Below are 15,392 nucleotides of genomic sequence, written 5' to 3' on the forward strand. Positions count from 1 at the left end.
CAGGAGCTATTGTTTCATCCGACAAGCAAGATTGGCGCTCCTCAATCAAACAATTCTTTCAAGACTTCAAGAGACTTCAGCACCGGGAAATCCGGCAGATGCAGACGATAATATTCATTCATAATGTTCAGGCAGCGGGTACGCTCCAACCGGTTCATGGTAAAAAGATGCATCGTTTCATAATTCATACGCATCAGCTGTGTCAGGCGGGCCGCCTCCTCGGGAGCGATGTAATTGGAATGAAGCTGCGGACGCAAGGGAGTGAAACAAGCATTCTGCAAATCGAAGTAATCTCCGGCATGATAATCCTCCAGGTTGGGATACAAACCGAGAAAACGGGAAAGGCGCATCAGGAAGACCAGATGAAAATTGGCAAACCCCTCCCTGCATTCATCCAGCCAGATGACGGAATGATACAGATAAGCAAACAGCGGACGGTTCTCCGCCTCCTCCCGGACGGCGCGATAAAGGAATTCCGAAAGAAACAAAGCGATGGCGGATTTGTAGGGATCGTAGGGAAGCGTGGCAAAAGGATAAAGAGACTTCGCCTCCTTCACCTTATATATAGTGGCATTAGGACGGAAATCGGCTTCAAGTTCCACCAATGCCAGCGGCTGGAAGAGTACCGGCTTCACCGCCGCCTTGCGCGAACGGGGTATGGACACCATGAAGGAAGCCCTGCCAGCCACCTCCGTATAGATGTCTGCAATGAGAGATGTATCCTTATATTTCAAGGTATGCAGTACAATTCCCTGTGTTTTCTGTAACATTCCCGATTTCTTTATCTGGTTTCAATCTGATAACAAAGCTACAAAAAAAACCCGAAAGAAGAGAAACAAAAGGAGAAGAATAAAAAAACAAGGTAAGGAGTGTAAAAAAAATAAAAGCATATATTACACTGATTTTCAATAGATAACGCTCCATTCTAAGACAAAAGACAACAAAAAGCTATATTTTTTTCTTGCGAATGTTTTGGTAATTCAAAAATAGTTTCTACCTTTGCATCCGCAAACGAGAAATAAAGACTCTTTGCAAGAGCGGAAACGCTCACCAAAGGATGGCCCGTTCGTCTATCGGTTAGGACGCAAGATTTTCATTCTTGAAAGGGGGGTTCGATTCCCCCACGGGCTACAAAATAAAAAAATAAACGAATTAAAAAAGATTAGTCGAGATGGCAAATCATAAATCATCACTGAAGAGAATCAGACAAGAAGAAACAAGAAGACTTCACAACAGATATTATGGCAAGACCATGAGAAACGCTGTTCGTAAACTTCGTGCTACTACAGACAAAGCTGCAGCAACAGCAATGTATCCGGGTATCACAAAACTGTTGGATAAATTGGCTAAGACTAATGTAATCCACAAGAACAAGGCTAACAACTTGAAGTCAAAATTGGCTATCTATATCAACAAGCTGGCTTAAGTTGACTGTTACACAAAAGATATTACAAGGCTGGACTTTTTAGTCCGGCCTTTCTCATTTATACCTCTCTATTTACCTGCTTCCACACAAGTTTCTTTTCTGTGCTAAAAAGCTGTAAACTACCCGAATTTATCCGTTTGTTTAGCACCATATCCCGAGGATTTTCACTATATTTGCTCTGTTATTACAATAAGGAAAAAAGATTATGACTGAAGAACAGATTCACTCCAATAACGGGAGCTATTCTGCCGAAAACATCCAGGTACTGGAAGGTTTGGAAGCAGTGAGAAAGCGTCCCGCGATGTATATTGGCGACATTAGCAGCAAAGGACTTCACCACCTGGTGTACGAGGTTGTGGATAACTCCATCGACGAGGCACTTGCCGGCTATTGCGACCACATCGAAGTCACCATTAACGAGGACAACTCCATCACCGTACAAGACAACGGACGTGGTATCCCGGTAGACTATCACGAAAAGGAAAAGAAATCCGCGCTGGAAGTTGTAATGACCGTACTGCATGCCGGAGGAAAGTTCGACAAAGGTTCCTATAAGGTATCGGGAGGTCTGCATGGTGTAGGTGTATCTTGCGTAAATGCCTTGTCTACACACATGACTACCCAGGTTTTCCGTAACGGAAAAATCTATCAGCAGGAATATTCCTGCGGACATCCGCTCTACTCCGTCAAAGAAGTGGGCACAACAGACATTACCGGTACACGCCAACAGTTCTGGCCGGACGGTACCATCTTTACGGAGACAGTCTACAACTATGATATTCTTGCCACCCGCATGCGCGAGCTGGCGTATCTGAACGCAGGCATCAAGATTTCACTGACCGACCTTCGCGTAAAGGACGAAGAAGGAAATGCCAAGAAGGAAATCTTCTACTCGGAAGAAGGCCTGAAGGAATTTGTGCGCTACGTGGACTCCTCACGCGAGCACTTCATGAACGATGTAATCTACATCAATACCGAGAAGCAAGGCACACCGGTGGAAGTAGCCATCATGTACAACACTTCTTATAACGAAAATGTGCACTCTTACGTAAACAACATCAATACCATTGAAGGGGGTACCCACTTGGCAGGTTTCCGCCGTGCACTGACCCGTACGTTGAAAAAATACGCCGAAGACAACAAGATGCTGGAGAAAGCCAAGGTAGAGATTGCAGGCGACGACTTCCGCGAAGGACTGACTGCCGTTATCTCCATCAAGGTGGCAGAGCCTCAGTTCGAAGGACAGACCAAGACAAAGCTGGGTAACAACGAAGTGATGGGCGCCGTAGACCAGGCTGTGGGCGAGGCCCTCACCTACTACTTGGAGGAACACCCGAAGGAAGCCAAGCTGATTGTAGACAAGGTGATTCTTGCCGCCCAGGCACGTATCGCCGCACGTAAGGCACGCGAATCCGTACAACGCAAATCGCCGATGTCGGGTGGCGGCATGCCGGGCAAACTGGCCGACTGCTCCAGCAAGGACCCGGAAGAATGCGAATTGTTCCTCGTCGAGGGTGACTCGGCAGGCGGTTCAGCAAAGCAAGGCCGTAACCGTGCGTTCCAAGCTATCCTGCCGCTTCGCGGTAAGATTCTGAATGTGGAAAAGGCCATGTGGCACAAGGCATTCGAGAGCGACGAAGTAAACAATATCATCCAGGCGCTGGGCATCCGTTTCGGCGTGGACGGTGAAGACAGCAAAGAAGCGAACATTGACAAGCTGCGCTACAAGAAGATTATCATCATGACCGATGCCGACGTCGATGGTTCTCACATCGACACGCTGATTATGACGCTTTTCTTCCGCTACTTCCCGCAAGTTATCCAGCAGGGTTGCTTGTACATCGCCACTCCTCCCCTTTACCTTTGCACCAAAGGCAAGGCGAAAGAGTATTGCTGGACAGACCAGCAGCGCCAGAAGTTCATCGACACTTACGGCGGCGGTTCGGAAAACGCAGTACACACCCAACGCTACAAAGGTTTGGGTGAAATGAACCCGGAACAGTTGTGGGAAACCACCATGAATCCGGAAAACCGTATGCTGAAGCAGGTGCATCTTGAAAATGCAGCCGAAGCCGACTATATCTTCTCCATGCTGATGGGCGAAGACGTGGGCCCTCGCCGCGATTTCATCGAAAAGAATGCAACGTATGCAAATATTGACGCTTAATTAATTTAATAACCAACCTCACATCTTACAACGAGGAAGCCCCGGACGGGCAGGATAATCCTGCTGACCGGGGCTTTTCCTTTATTCCTCTTCTCTTCCAAAGAAGAGACCCGTCTCCATACAGAAGAACTATAGGATTCCTTGTTTTTTCATCTCTTCCACTACCAATTCCAACTCTGCATACCAGTCCTCACCAAACTTACGGATAAGCGGTTCTTTCAGGAACTTGTACACGGGCAGATTTTCCTTTTGTCCCAACAACATAGCGGCTTTGCAGACATCCCAACGATGATAGTTCACTGCCTTATAGAGTCCGTAGTTCCCCACCCTTATCGGATAGAGATGACAGGATATGGGTTTGTAGAAGTTGGTCCTACCCTCACGGTAAGCCTTTTCGATGGCGCAATAGCAACAGCCTTTATCATCATAGCAGGTAAAGACGCAATCCTTGTTGTTCACAATAGAAGTCACCAGGTCACCTTCACAATCGGTATAGACCACACCTTGCTCCTCTATCACGGTGCGGGCTTCGGGAGAAAGCTCATCCCAAATCAGCGGAAGCACCTCTTCCAGTTTCTCCACCTCGTCCAGCTCTACGGGAGCACCGGCATCGCCCTCAATGCAGCAAATCCCCTGGCAGGCACCCAAGTCACACAAGAACTTCTCGCGCAAGACATCGAAAGAAACCACAACATCACCAATCTGTATCATAATCATTCTATTAAAAAAAGACGCGGATTATCCGGATTGCACAGACTCAACTTTAAGAGCATCCGTGGAATCCGTATAATCCGCGTCTAAATATTGTTACGGCCTTGACGCCTTACTTAATCAAATCCTTACCAGTCATTTCGGCCGGCTGTTCCATACCCAAGATATGCAGGATAGAAGGAGCTACGTCAGCCAATACACCGTTCTCAACCTTGGCGTCCTTGTTTGCAGTAACGTAAACGAAAGGAACGGGGTTCAGAGAGTGGGCAGTATTCGGAGTACCATCCTCATTCAGAGCGTGGTCGGCATTACCGTGGTCGGCGATGATGATTACTTCATAATCGTTTGCCTTGGCAGCTTCAACAGTATCTTTCACACATTCGTCGATGGCTTTCACTGCCTTCTCAATAGCTTCGTAGATACCGGTATGTCCCACCATATCACCATTGGCGTAGTTCACCACGATGAAATCGAACTTCTGGGTCTTGATAGCTTCAACCAACTTGTCCTTCACCTCGTACGCACTCATTTCGGGCTTCAAGTCGTAAGTGGCAACCTTCGGAGAAGGAACCAGGATGCGCTCTTCAGCATCGTAAGGAGTCTCGCGGCCACCGTTGAAGAAGAAAGTCACGTGTGCATACTTCTCTGTTTCGGCAATGTGCAGCTGGGTCTTGCCATTGGCAGCAAGGTATTCGCCCAAGGTATTCTGTACGTTCTCCTTATCAAAAAGGATATGCACACCCTTGAAGCTGGCATCGTACGGAGTCATGCAGTAGAACTGCAGGCCCGGAATGGTCTGCATGCCTTGTTCGGGCATATCTTGCTGGGTGAGGACAACGGTCAATTCCTTGGCACGGTCATTGCGGTAGTTGAAGAAGATTACAACATCACCTTCCTTGATGGTACCGTCGAAGCCACCGTTCACAATCGGCTTAATGAATTCATCCGTAACGCCTTCGTCGTAGGACTCCTGCATAGCCTGGACCATATCCGTAGCAACCTTGCCTTCACCGTTTACCAACAAATCGTAGGCAACCTTCACACGTTCCCAACGTTTGTCGCGGTCCATGGCATAGAAACGTCCCACGATGGAAGCAATCTTGCCGGCAGACTTCTCGCAATGAGCAGTCAACTGCTCAATGAAACCTTTACCACTCTTCGGGTCGGTATCACGACCGTCCATAAAACAGTGGATGAAGGTATTCTCGATACCGTATTCCTTGGAAATATCGCAGAGTTTGAACAAATGGTCAAAAGAGCTGTGCACGCCACCGTTGCTGGTCAGTCCCATAAAGTGAATATTCTTGCCGTTTTCCTTTGCATATGAGAAAGCAGAAACAATTTCCTTGTTCTTCAGAATGCTGCCATCGGCACAAGCACGGTTAATCTTCACCAAATCCTGGTAAACGATGCGTCCGGCACCGATATTGAGGTGACCTACTTCAGAATTACCCATCTGTCCGTCGGGCAAACCAACGTTTTCACCGCTTGCTTGAAGCTCGGAATGCGGATAAGTTGCCAACAGACTGTCCCAATACGGAGTAGGTGTATTGAAAATCACATCATCTTTGCCTTGATCGCCGATGCCCCAGCCATCAAGAATCATTAAAAGGGCTTTCTTACTCATAATATTAATCGAATTTAATTGTATAATCTTTTTGTATGATACAAACGTTCTTTTATAGTAGGAACCTGTTTTTTGCGTTGCAAAGGTACAAAAAACAGCCGTTAAAGCGTACTGTTTCAAATGATTTATGTACTTTTGCCACGCTTAAAAAATAAAAAAACAAGAAATATGGACGATTCAAACCCACGAACGTGCAATAGTATTCACCAATAAAACGAACGGAGACGTTGACTGCAATGCCTCTGTTCCAACTAGAAAGGAGGCAAACAATGAGAAAGTATCTCTACAGTGAAAATGGCTTCACTGAAAAGGCCGAATGGCAACCCAACTGCTGGGTCAACGTAGAATGCCCGGACAACGATGATTTCAAATTCCTAACCGAAGAGCTGAAAGTTCCCGAATCATTCCTGGAAGACATAGCCGACGTGGACGAGCGCCCACGTACGGAAACAGAAGACAACTGGCTGCTGACCATCCTCCGCATCCCGATGCAGAGCAACCAACGCGGCGTGCCGTTCATCACTGTGCCCATCGGCATTATCACCAATGACGGAATCATCGTTTCTGTCTGCTATCACCACACGGAGCTGATACCGGACTTCATTCAGCATACCCGCCGGAAGAACATAGTCGTCAACAATAAACTGGATTTGATTCTGCGAATCATCTACTCTTCCGCCGTCTGGTTCCTGAAATATCTGAAACAGATAAACAACGATGTGGCCACCGCCGAAAAAGAGCTGGAGAAAAGCATCCGCAACGAAGATCTCCTGCAACTGATGAAGCTGCAAAAGACGCTGGTCTACTTCAACACTTCCATCCGTGGCAATGAAGTGATGATAGGACGGCTGAAAAACATCTTTCAAGACACCAATTATCTGGATTTGGAATTATTGGAAGACGTGGTCATCGAGTTGAAGCAGGCATACAATACCGTAAACATCTACAGTGATATCCTGACGGGAACCATGGACGCCTTCGCCTCCATCATCTCCAACAATGTGAATGCCATCATGAAACGTATGACAAGCCTCAGCATTACACTGATGATTCCCACGTTGATAGCCAGTTTCTACGGCATGAATGTGGACATCCACCTGGAGAGTTTTCCGCACGCGTTTATTTTCATCATACTTTTGTCGGCAATATTATCAGCAGTGACATTCGTATGGTTCAGAAGGATTAAGTGGTTCTAAACAGCATCATTACCCGAAGTTCAGCGACAACTGCCCATCCCCCAAGAGATTGAACGTCAAGCGATGATAGGGGGTAGTGCCCCGCTCAGCAATGGCGGCACGATGTTTCTTGGTGGGATACCCCTTATTATGATTCCAGTCATAATAAGGATACTCTTCGTGGAGACGGTTCATGTAGTCATCACGATAGGTCTTTGCCAAAATGGAGGCGGCAGCGATGGAAAGGTACTTCCCGTCTCCTTTCACTACGGTAGTATGCGGCAAGTCCCGATATTTTTTAAAGCGATTGCCGTCTATCAGCAGATGTTGCGGACGGACATTCAGTTGGTCAACAGCACGGTGCATGGCAAGAAAGGAGGCATTGAGGATATTGATTTTGTCAATCTCTTCAGGAGAGACGACGCCCACCGCCCATGCCAAAGCCTCTTTCTCAATCACTTCACGCAAGGCATAGCGTTGTTTTTCCGTCAGCTGCTTGGAGTCATTCAGAAGTTCATTCTTAAAGTCCGTTGGCAGAATAACGGCAGCGGCATAGACCGCACCGGCCAGACAGCCGCGACCGGCCTCATCGCATCCCGCCTCTATCAAATCTTTATTCAAATAAGGTAATAACATATATATCGCTATCTTTGAGGCACAAAGATAAATCTTTTTGGAGGGAAACCGGACTTCTAAGAAGAATTAATTAAATTTGCAGAAACAAGACGATGCCATGAAGAAAAACCTATGTCTACTACTTGTATGTCTTCTGTCAGCACTTGCCCCACTGCAAGCTCAAGACATGCAGCAAGCACAGAAATTGATTGACCAAGCACAGAAATGCCTATACAACACCCCCAAACAAGCTTCCTACTATGCTGCTCAGGCTTCTGCCTTGTTTCCCGAAGATGAGCCCAGTGAGGTCCGTGCGCAGGCCATGTTCCTTTATTGCCAGGCAGAACAGCTATTGGGCAACTTTGACCTGAGTATCAAGAATCTATATGATACTCAGAAATACATCACCCCCGCAAACAAGCAACAAAGTGCCCAACTATACTCCCTCATGGGACGTGTCTACAGCAAACTGGGAGACTACAACAAAGCCATAGAACTAAACGACAAGGCAACCTCCATATTCAAAGCCATTGGTGATTCCACTTCTGTGGCCGGATGCTATAACGAACGTGGAGTTATGCACCACTTCATGAACGAATTTACCGTTGCCGAGCGTTTCTTCCAACGTGCGCTGGCCATCAACCGTGCCCAACGAAACCTGAAAGAGATTGCAACCAACCTGAACAACCTTTGTCTGTACCAGGGAAATACGGAAGAGAAACTTTCTTTCATCCAGGAAGCCATCACCATCAACAAGAATCTGGACGCCCAATGGTCTCTTGGCGAAAACTACAACAACATGGGGAAACAGTATTACTATGACAAGCAATACTCCAAAGCCCTGGAAGCCTTGCATAAAGCCTACGAGTATGCCCATAATATCGGAGCCCGCGAACTGATTTGCGACAATTACGAATATTCGTCCATGGTATATGCAGCTATAGGTGACTATGCCCAAGCCTATAAATACCTGGAGAAAATGCAGCACCTGAGCAAAGAGCTGCAAAGCAGCAACAAGCTGCGTAACATCGAGCAGGAAATTTCCTATAAAAGATACCAGGACCAGAAGCATGCCACTGAAATGCAGGAACAAACCTATGAAATAGAATTGCTGAAACGCAATCTATGGCTCTTGGGCAGCATACTTATTCTCGGTTTAGCTGTCAGTATCTTCCTATATAAATGGTATAAACGCAGAAAAGACCTGCAACTGATTGAAACCCGCTATCAGTTGGAACTCTCCGAACGCGAAGTATCCGAACTGAAACTACAACAGCAAGAAATGGAACTGAAAAACGTGCAGAGTGCTTTGGATGACAGCCGCCAGGAGGTCACCAGCTTTGCCGTATTCCTAAGAAGCCGCAATGAGCTACTCGACAAGATACGTGGGATGATTAAAGAGGGTTATAAGATGGATAACCAAACACTCATTCCCCACCTAAAAAAAGTGAATGCCTTCATCAGCCAATATCAAAGCGGAGATAAGACAAACAGCAGCTTATTGCTGAATATAGAAGAAAAGAACAAAGAATTTCTGGACCGACTTGCATTAAAACACCCTAATCTGACGCAAGGCGAAAAATACTTGGCAACTCTATTGCGCGTCAATCTGTCAACCAAAGAAATCTCCATGATAACCGGCACCATTCCCAAAACAATCAATATGAACCGGTATCGTTTACGCAAATCCTTGAACTTATCCACAGAAGAAGACTTGGTTGAATACCTCCAGAGCTTCTAAAAACGAAGCCGAAGAGAAAAGCTCTCTTGTAGATATATTATATTACAATAAAATATTATTATTCAACGATTTATCAATCATCTTGTAGATTAAATAATAGTGCTTTCAGCCTCCTTTGTAGATATTTTATAGATAAAGGTCATAGTCAACCTTATAATTATATCACTTCCTTTGCCCTTGTGAAAAACAAAGTATTAACCTTAAAAAACTTTATCACACATGGGTAAAATTAAACAGTATTTGCAAAGAGCATTACTACTTGCTTTGCTCTTTGTATGTCTAGCGCCGCTAAGTGCATTAGCGCAAACCATCCAGCTAACCGGTACCGTAACCGATACCAAAGGAGAATCTCTTATCGGTGCCAGTATCTTGGAGAAAGGAACCGGCAATGGTTGCATCACCGACGTTGACGGCAACTTTACGTTGACAGTCTCTCCTAAAGCAACTATAGTAATCTCTTATGTGGGTTATGTAACCCAGGAAATTCCCCTCAACGGGCAGAAGAACATCAAAATAGCATTGAAAGATGATTCTGAAATGCTGGATGAAGTCGTAGTCGTAGGTTACGGTACGATGAAGAAGAGCGACATGACCGGTGCCATTTCTTCGGTGAAAGCGGAAGATTTGATGAAGCGTGCCACTACCAGCGCAACCGAAGCACTGCAAGGTAAAATTGCCGGTGTAAGCGTATTGAAATCGGGAGGTAATGCAGGTGCAAGCATTTCCGTAAAAATCCGTGGTATCAAGACTATGGGTGACAATGAGCCGCTTTACATCATCGACGGGTATCCTGGCGACATCAACACCATCAATCCGCAGGATATCGAATCCATGGAAATCCTGAAAGATGGTGCCGCCGCTGCCATCTACGGTTCTGTGGCCGCCAATGGTGTAGTCATCGTTTCTACCAAGAACGGAAAGGAAGGAGAACTGAAAGTTTCCTTTAATACATATATGACGGTCAACTCGGTAGCCAAGAAGTTCGACATGCTCAATGCAGACGGCTACTTGAAAGTGCACAACATGATGTACGAGAATGCAGGGACAAACAAGCCCGCTTATCTTACGTACAAGAATGGACAGAACCCTACCGGTGCCGATACAAACTGGCAGGATGAAATGCTCCGTACCGGCATCGCACAGAACTATTATGTAAACCTCATCGGAGGTTCTGAAGTTGCTAAATATTCACTTTCTTATGGCCATGCCGACGAGAAGGGTATCTTTAAAGGTAACTCTTACATCCAGGACAATGCCCGTCTGAAACTGAATGCACACAAATATATCTTTGATTTCGATGCGAGCTTGAACTTCAAGGTCACACAAAGCAAACAGCCTCAGTATTCCTTAAAAGAAATGTACTCCATTTCGCCACTGGTGCCCGTTTACGACGAAAACCAGACATACGGATACGGTCTGACCGACATGTCGGTAGACGGTACCAAGATGGAATTCCCAACCAACCGTAATGTCATGGCAGACGACCATTACAAAGACAGAAAATATACGGGTTACGACATTACCGGCAATATCGGTCTGACCATGAACCTCGCCCCGTGGCTTACATTCAAAACAAGCTATACGTACGACGGTTACTACTACAACGACCGTTATCATCGTGCCAAATACGAAGCCAATGCACAAGAGCCGAGCCTCTATCCTTATAACTACGAGTACAACTCATACTATCGCAAGCAAACATTCGAGAATGTATTGACCTTCATGAAAGACTTCGGCAAGCATTCCGTTACTGCCATGATAGGTAACTCCATCATTTCCGCCCATCAGGATAAAAGTTCTGTCAGCGTGGAAGGCAAGAAAACCGAATATGATGTAGTAGGCGGCAGTCTGAGTTCCAGCGAGGTTCCCGGCGGATTCTTCGACCCGACATCTCCCACAATCGATGCTGGTATCGGCGGTACATTTGCCGGCACAGGTACTTTCTACGATTACAACCGCGCTTCTTTCTTCGGACGCTTCAACTATTCATACGCCAGCCGTTACTTGCTGCAAGTGACTGTACGTTCCGACGGCTCTTCCAAGTTCGGTAAAAACAACCGTTGGGGTACCTTCCCTTCCGTAGCAGTGGGATGGAGAATCAGTGAGGAAGATTTCTTCCCCAAAAACACCCCTATCAGCAACTTGAAGTTCCGCGCCAGCTGGGGACGCCTAGGTAGCGAGAGTGCACTGGGCTACTATTATGCGCCAACAATGAGTAACAGCAATACCCAATGGATGAGCTACATACAAGGTGGCAATCCTTGGGCCGGCATGTCCAACCTCTATCTGGTAAACGACGATTTGCGTTGGGAAACTACCGATACCAAAAACATCGGTTTCGACTTCGGTCTTTTCAACAATAAGTTGAGCGGTAGCCTTAACTACTATTACAACACAACGGAAGACTTACTGATTGAAAAAGTCATGCCGCCTTCTGCAGGTATCTACAATCCTACTGTCAACGTAGGAAAGATGGTAAACAAAGGTTTCGAGCTTGAATTGAACTATGGAGACAACATCAACGGTTTCGACTATAATATCGGTTTCAACCTTTCTACCATCCACAACGAAATGTTGAAGGCAGACCCGAACCAGATACTTTATGGTTCTGCCTGGAAGGGTGACGGCCACTTCGTAACCCAAACACTGAAAGGTTATCCGGTAGCCAGCTTCTGGCTGTATCAGACTGACGGCATATTCCAGACTGATGCAGAAGCTGCTACTTACGTAAACAGTGCAGGCGAACGTCTCCAGCCGAGTGCCAAAGCCGGTGATATCCGCTTCAAGGATGTAAACGGCAATGGAAGCATCGACTCCGGCGACAAGGTATATTCCGGTTCCGGTATTCCCAAGGTGGAAGCCAACTTGTCATTCAGCGGTTCCTATAAGAACTTTGACCTTTCCTTCCAGTTCGGCAGTGCATGGGGGCACAAACTCTACAACGTAAACCGTCTGTATTATGAAGGAATGGACGCCGGTAGAAACTACTTCACAAGCACCATGAATGCATGGACACCGCAAAACGCAGGAACAAGCATGCCAAGAGCTGTACTGGGTGACCCGAATGAAAATACCCGTGAATCCGATCGCTTCCTCGAAAACGGTAACTTCGTCCGCCTTCGCCAGTTGCAGTTAGGATACAGCTTGTCCAGAGCTTTGGCTAAGAAAATGTATCTTGAAAAATGCCGCCTCTATGTCAGTGGAGAGAATCTCTTTACCATCACCAAATATTCCGGTATCGACCCTGAATTCTCTTCAAGCATTCTGGACACCGGTGTAGACTCCTTTGTATACCCGTTCACCCGCTCATTTGTAATAGGTCTGCAAGTTACATTCTAATCACCATTAAAAACAAGAAAACAATGAAAAAAATTATATATATAGCCTCTTTCTTATGCGCCGCCTTACTGGCAGGATGCGATGATTTCCTGACGACAGAGTCCCCCGACTTTTCTACCGACAAATATTGGAGAGATAAAGCCGACGTAGAGGCAGGTCTATCAGCGGTATATGGCCAGCTGGATAACCGCACCGGCTCTTACACGGTTGCAGAAGTCAAGTTTGTTGTGGAAACCTTCCGTAGCGATGAGATGGTAAAAGGCCAGGACGTCAACAACTATCCGGAATGGGCTGCATTGTACGGATTCACCTACAACAATGAGAACTCCAGTATCAAAGAATACTGGATGAACAATTACAATGGCATCAACTACGCCAACAACGTATTATACGGTATTGACAAAGTACAGACCAGCGGTGAGAAGATGAGTGCCGATGACGAGAACCATCTTACGGGCGAAGCTCTGTTCCTGCGTGCCTACTATCATTTCAAACTGATTATGAGCTGGGAGAAAATCATTATCCGCAATGAATATCTGACCGGAGAATCCCAGACTCACAAAGCATTGTCTACCAGAACGGAAGCATGGGACTTTATCTGTACCGAACTGGACAAAGCAGGCAGCATGCTGCCACAAGACCGCCCTTCTTCCGAAGCGGGACGTGTAACCAAAGGAGCAGCCTACTCTTACCTGGGATGGGCTTACTTAACCCGTGCTTATGAAGAAAGTGACAAAAAGGCCGAATACCTGGGGCTGGCAGAAGCCGCTTTCAACAAAGTGACCGGCTACGAACTGGAGTCCGACTACGGAAGCATGTTCGACGGAACCAACAAGAATTGCAAAGAGTCCATTCTGGAACTTCAGTTTACCAACAGTACGGCCGACGGTACTTTCCACAAGCACGTACTCCACTTCTGGGTAGCTCCGGGCAGCATGTCCGGTTGGGACGAAATCCGTGTCAGCGACATGATGTACAACGAATTCCTGAAAGAAGGACGCATTGCCGAAGGTAACATGTACGATGCCCGTGCCTATGGTTCCATGATGTTTGATGATCCGTATTACTATGAAGGCGGGCACATTCTGGGGTACAATTACGATGACATCTATGATGAGAATTCTGCCACCCGATATAATTACCGTAAATACATGCCTTCAACTTGGAGCGACTATGCACAAAACTACGTAGGTACCAACATGCCATTGATGCGTTATGCCAATGTACTGCTGATGAAGGCTGAAATCTACAATGAACAAGGCCATCCAGAAAAAGCCATTCCATTGATTAACGAAGTACGTAGCGTGCACGGCAAACTGCCTGCCATGACCGGAAGTGACCAAGCTGCTGTTAAAGCACAGATTGAACATGAACGTCTGGTGGAATTCACACTGGAAAACTCACGCTTCTATGACCTCCGTCGTTGGGGCAAACTGGACGAAGCCATGAAGGCTGACGGCAGAACCGGATTCAGTGCATCTACCCATTCCTTCCTGCCCATTCCTCTGATGGAGATTCAGACCAACAATAAAATAAACGAATAATCCTTTTCCCAAATAGTATATCAAGGCGGCATTCGCCCCCGGCAATGCCGCCTTGTTTGCTTTGAAAGCTTTATCTTTGCACCTGCAAAAATAGACCATACTATCTTTGCCACTAAAAAACGACATAGATATGTTTACAATCATCGGACTAATGCTCACGGGAATGCTGCTGGGCTATCTCTTACGGAAACGGGACTTAAAGAAAATCCACCAAATCATCACCCTGCTCATCTGGTTGCTGCTGTTTATCCTCGGCATCGAGGTCGGAAGCAACGAGCAAATCATCAAGGGACTCCATACCATAGGCCTTGAAGCTGTGATACTCACCCTGGGAGGAACCTTGGGAAGCGTCATCGCCGCCTGGGCATTGTGGAGAGCCTTGTATAACAAGAAAGGAGGAAGGGCATGAAAGGAAGTCTTATCATAGTGGGCTTTTTCGTACTGGGTACGATTTGCGGCGTATGCCATCTGTTGCCCTTTGATATTGCAGAAACCAACATCAGCTACTACGCGCTTTGTGCGCTGATGTTCAGTGTAGGGCTGAGCGTGGGTAACGACCCGCAAACCCTGAAGAATTTCCGTTCACTCAATCCGCGACTGGTATTCCTGCCCATCATGACGATACTGGGAACGCTAGCAGGCTCCGCAGCCGTCAGCCTGATTCTGACACACCGTTCTATAACGGACTGTCTGGCCGTAGGTTCCGGATTCGGCTATTACTCGCTCTCCAGTATCTTCATTACCGAATACAAGGGAGCCGAGCTGGGCACCATCGCCCTGCTTGCCAATATCAGCCGGGAGATTCTGACACTGCTAGCCGCTCCGTTGCTGGTACGATGGTTCGGAAACCTTGCTCCCATCTCTGCCGGAGGAGCCACGACGATGGACACCACACTGCCCATCATCACACGGACAGCCGGACAGCAGTTTGTAGTAGTTTCCATTTTCCATGGATTTGTAGTAGACTTCAGCGTCCCATTCTTAGTGACATTGTTTTGTTCTATTTAGCTGAAAATGGAAAGGTGAAAGGTGAAAATTTTCCGTTTC

The 15,392-nt window shown here is 46.7% G+C and carries 12 protein-coding genes and 1 tRNA gene; 9 read left to right on the top strand and 4 right to left on the bottom strand.

The window, feature by feature from the left end; translation table 11 throughout:
• Positions 1 to 41: 41 nt before the first annotated feature.
• Entirely contained in the window at positions 42 to 770 is a 729-nt protein-coding gene (gene recO, locus EYA81_RS07345) for a DNA repair protein RecO (RefSeq protein ID WP_117600199.1), read from the bottom strand.
• A 289-nt stretch (positions 771 to 1,059) separates the two neighbouring features.
• Here recO and EYA81_RS07350 point away from each other — a divergent pair.
• The 3 genes from EYA81_RS07350 to gyrB all read left to right on the top strand — a co-directional run bounded on the left by EYA81_RS07350 (position 1,060) and on the right by gyrB (position 3,593).
• Positions 1,060 to 1,131: transfer RNA gene (locus EYA81_RS07350), tRNA-Glu, on the top strand.
• A gap of 40 nt (positions 1,132 to 1,171) precedes the next feature.
• Positions 1,172 to 1,426: a 30S ribosomal protein S20 gene (rpsT, locus tag EYA81_RS07355; RefSeq protein WP_005830420.1), complete on the top strand. Its 255-nt coding sequence runs from the start codon at positions 1,172 to 1,174 to the stop codon at positions 1,424 to 1,426.
• A gap of 205 nt (positions 1,427 to 1,631) precedes the next feature.
• The gene (gene gyrB, locus EYA81_RS07360) at positions 1,632 to 3,593 is read left to right on the top strand and encodes a DNA topoisomerase (ATP-hydrolyzing) subunit B (protein WP_008662686.1); all 1,962 of its coding nucleotides are present in this window, start codon (positions 1,632 to 1,634) and stop codon (positions 3,591 to 3,593) included.
• A gap of 129 nt (positions 3,594 to 3,722) precedes the next feature.
• Here gyrB and EYA81_RS07365 read toward each other — a convergent pair whose 3' ends face one another.
• Both EYA81_RS07365 and gpmI read right to left on the bottom strand, forming a co-directional pair.
• Positions 3,723 to 4,304 carry a DUF3109 family protein gene (locus tag EYA81_RS07365; protein ID WP_008662683.1) on the bottom strand — a complete coding sequence of 194 codons (582 nt, stop codon included), beginning with the start codon at positions 4,302 to 4,304 and terminating at the stop codon, positions 3,723 to 3,725.
• A gap of 112 nt (positions 4,305 to 4,416) precedes the next feature.
• Positions 4,417 to 5,931 carry a 2,3-bisphosphoglycerate-independent phosphoglycerate mutase gene (gene gpmI, locus EYA81_RS07370; protein ID WP_005834542.1) on the bottom strand — a complete coding sequence of 505 codons (1,515 nt, stop codon included), beginning with the start codon at positions 5,929 to 5,931 and terminating at the stop codon, positions 4,417 to 4,419.
• Between the two features lie 269 nt (positions 5,932 to 6,200).
• Between gpmI and EYA81_RS07375 the strand changes: the two genes are divergently transcribed.
• Positions 6,201 to 7,127: a magnesium transporter CorA family protein gene (locus EYA81_RS07375; RefSeq protein ID WP_005834540.1), complete on the top strand. Its 927-nt coding sequence runs from the start codon at positions 6,201 to 6,203 to the stop codon at positions 7,125 to 7,127.
• 9 nt (positions 7,128 to 7,136) lie between these two features.
• Here EYA81_RS07375 and EYA81_RS07380 read toward each other — a convergent pair whose 3' ends face one another.
• Positions 7,137 to 7,742 carry a ribonuclease HII gene (locus tag EYA81_RS07380; protein ID WP_117600198.1) on the bottom strand — a complete coding sequence of 202 codons (606 nt, stop codon included), beginning with the start codon at positions 7,740 to 7,742 and terminating at the stop codon, positions 7,137 to 7,139.
• 97 nt (positions 7,743 to 7,839) lie between these two features.
• On the opposite strand from EYA81_RS07380, the gene EYA81_RS07385 reads away from it, so the two are divergent.
• From EYA81_RS07385 to EYA81_RS07405, 5 genes are all read left to right on the top strand, one after another.
• Positions 7,840 to 9,462 (top strand): tetratricopeptide repeat protein, encoded by a 1,623-nt coding sequence (locus EYA81_RS07385; RefSeq protein WP_119961449.1) that lies wholly within the window; start codon positions 7,840 to 7,842, stop codon positions 9,460 to 9,462.
• Between the two features lie 219 nt (positions 9,463 to 9,681).
• A complete protein-coding gene (locus EYA81_RS07390) occupies positions 9,682 to 12,801 on the top strand; it encodes a TonB-dependent receptor (RefSeq protein ID WP_131225573.1) in 3,120 nt (1,039 codons plus the stop codon).
• Between the two features lie 23 nt (positions 12,802 to 12,824).
• The gene (locus EYA81_RS07395; protein WP_117600195.1) at positions 12,825 to 14,345 is read left to right on the top strand and encodes a RagB/SusD family nutrient uptake outer membrane protein; all 1,521 of its coding nucleotides are present in this window, start codon (positions 12,825 to 12,827) and stop codon (positions 14,343 to 14,345) included.
• A 130-nt stretch (positions 14,346 to 14,475) separates the two neighbouring features.
• Positions 14,476 to 14,754 carry a LysO family transporter gene (locus tag EYA81_RS07400; protein ID WP_117600194.1) on the top strand — a complete coding sequence of 93 codons (279 nt, stop codon included), beginning with the start codon at positions 14,476 to 14,478 and terminating at the stop codon, positions 14,752 to 14,754.
• Complete coding sequence (locus tag EYA81_RS07405; RefSeq protein ID WP_005830487.1) at positions 14,751 to 15,353, top strand: lysine exporter LysO family protein; 603 nt, start codon at positions 14,751 to 14,753, stop codon at positions 15,351 to 15,353. The genes EYA81_RS07400 and EYA81_RS07405 overlap by 4 nt, the downstream gene beginning before the upstream one ends.
• The last annotated feature ends 39 nt before the right edge of the window (positions 15,354 to 15,392 follow it).

The organism is Bacteroides sp. A1C1 (assembly GCF_004328515.1).
Taxonomy (GTDB): domain Bacteria; phylum Bacteroidota; class Bacteroidia; order Bacteroidales; family Bacteroidaceae; genus Bacteroides; species Bacteroides uniformis.

What these genes read in the sequence shown, in the direction of transcription:
- EYA81_RS07390 (WP_131225573.1), top strand. Translation starts at nt 9,682, where the DNA reads ATGGGTAAAATTAAACAGTATTTGCAAAGAGCATTACTACTTGCTTTG.
- gyrB (WP_008662686.1), top strand. Translation starts at nt 1,632, where the DNA reads ATGACTGAAGAACAGATTCACTCCAATAACGGGAGCTATTCTGCCGAA.
- EYA81_RS07380 (WP_117600198.1), bottom strand. Translation starts at nt 7,742, where the DNA reads ATGTTATTACCTTATTTGAATAAAGATTTGATAGAGGCGGGATGCGAT.
- EYA81_RS07385 (WP_119961449.1), top strand. Translation starts at nt 7,840, where the DNA reads ATGAAGAAAAACCTATGTCTACTACTTGTATGTCTTCTGTCAGCACTT.
- EYA81_RS07375 (WP_005834540.1), top strand. Translation starts at nt 6,201, where the DNA reads ATGAGAAAGTATCTCTACAGTGAAAATGGCTTCACTGAAAAGGCCGAA.
- EYA81_RS07395 (WP_117600195.1), top strand. Translation starts at nt 12,825, where the DNA reads ATGAAAAAAATTATATATATAGCCTCTTTCTTATGCGCCGCCTTACTG.
- rpsT (WP_005830420.1), top strand. Translation starts at nt 1,172, where the DNA reads ATGGCAAATCATAAATCATCACTGAAGAGAATCAGACAAGAAGAAACA.
- EYA81_RS07365 (WP_008662683.1), bottom strand. Translation starts at nt 4,304, where the DNA reads ATGATACAGATTGGTGATGTTGTGGTTTCTTTCGATGTCTTGCGCGAG.
- gpmI (WP_005834542.1), bottom strand. Translation starts at nt 5,931, where the DNA reads ATGAGTAAGAAAGCCCTTTTAATGATTCTTGATGGCTGGGGCATCGGC.
- EYA81_RS07405 (WP_005830487.1), top strand. Translation starts at nt 14,751, where the DNA reads ATGAAAGGAAGTCTTATCATAGTGGGCTTTTTCGTACTGGGTACGATT.
- EYA81_RS07400 (WP_117600194.1), top strand. Translation starts at nt 14,476, where the DNA reads ATGTTTACAATCATCGGACTAATGCTCACGGGAATGCTGCTGGGCTAT.
- recO (WP_117600199.1), bottom strand. Translation starts at nt 770, where the DNA reads ATGTTACAGAAAACACAGGGAATTGTACTGCATACCTTGAAATATAAG.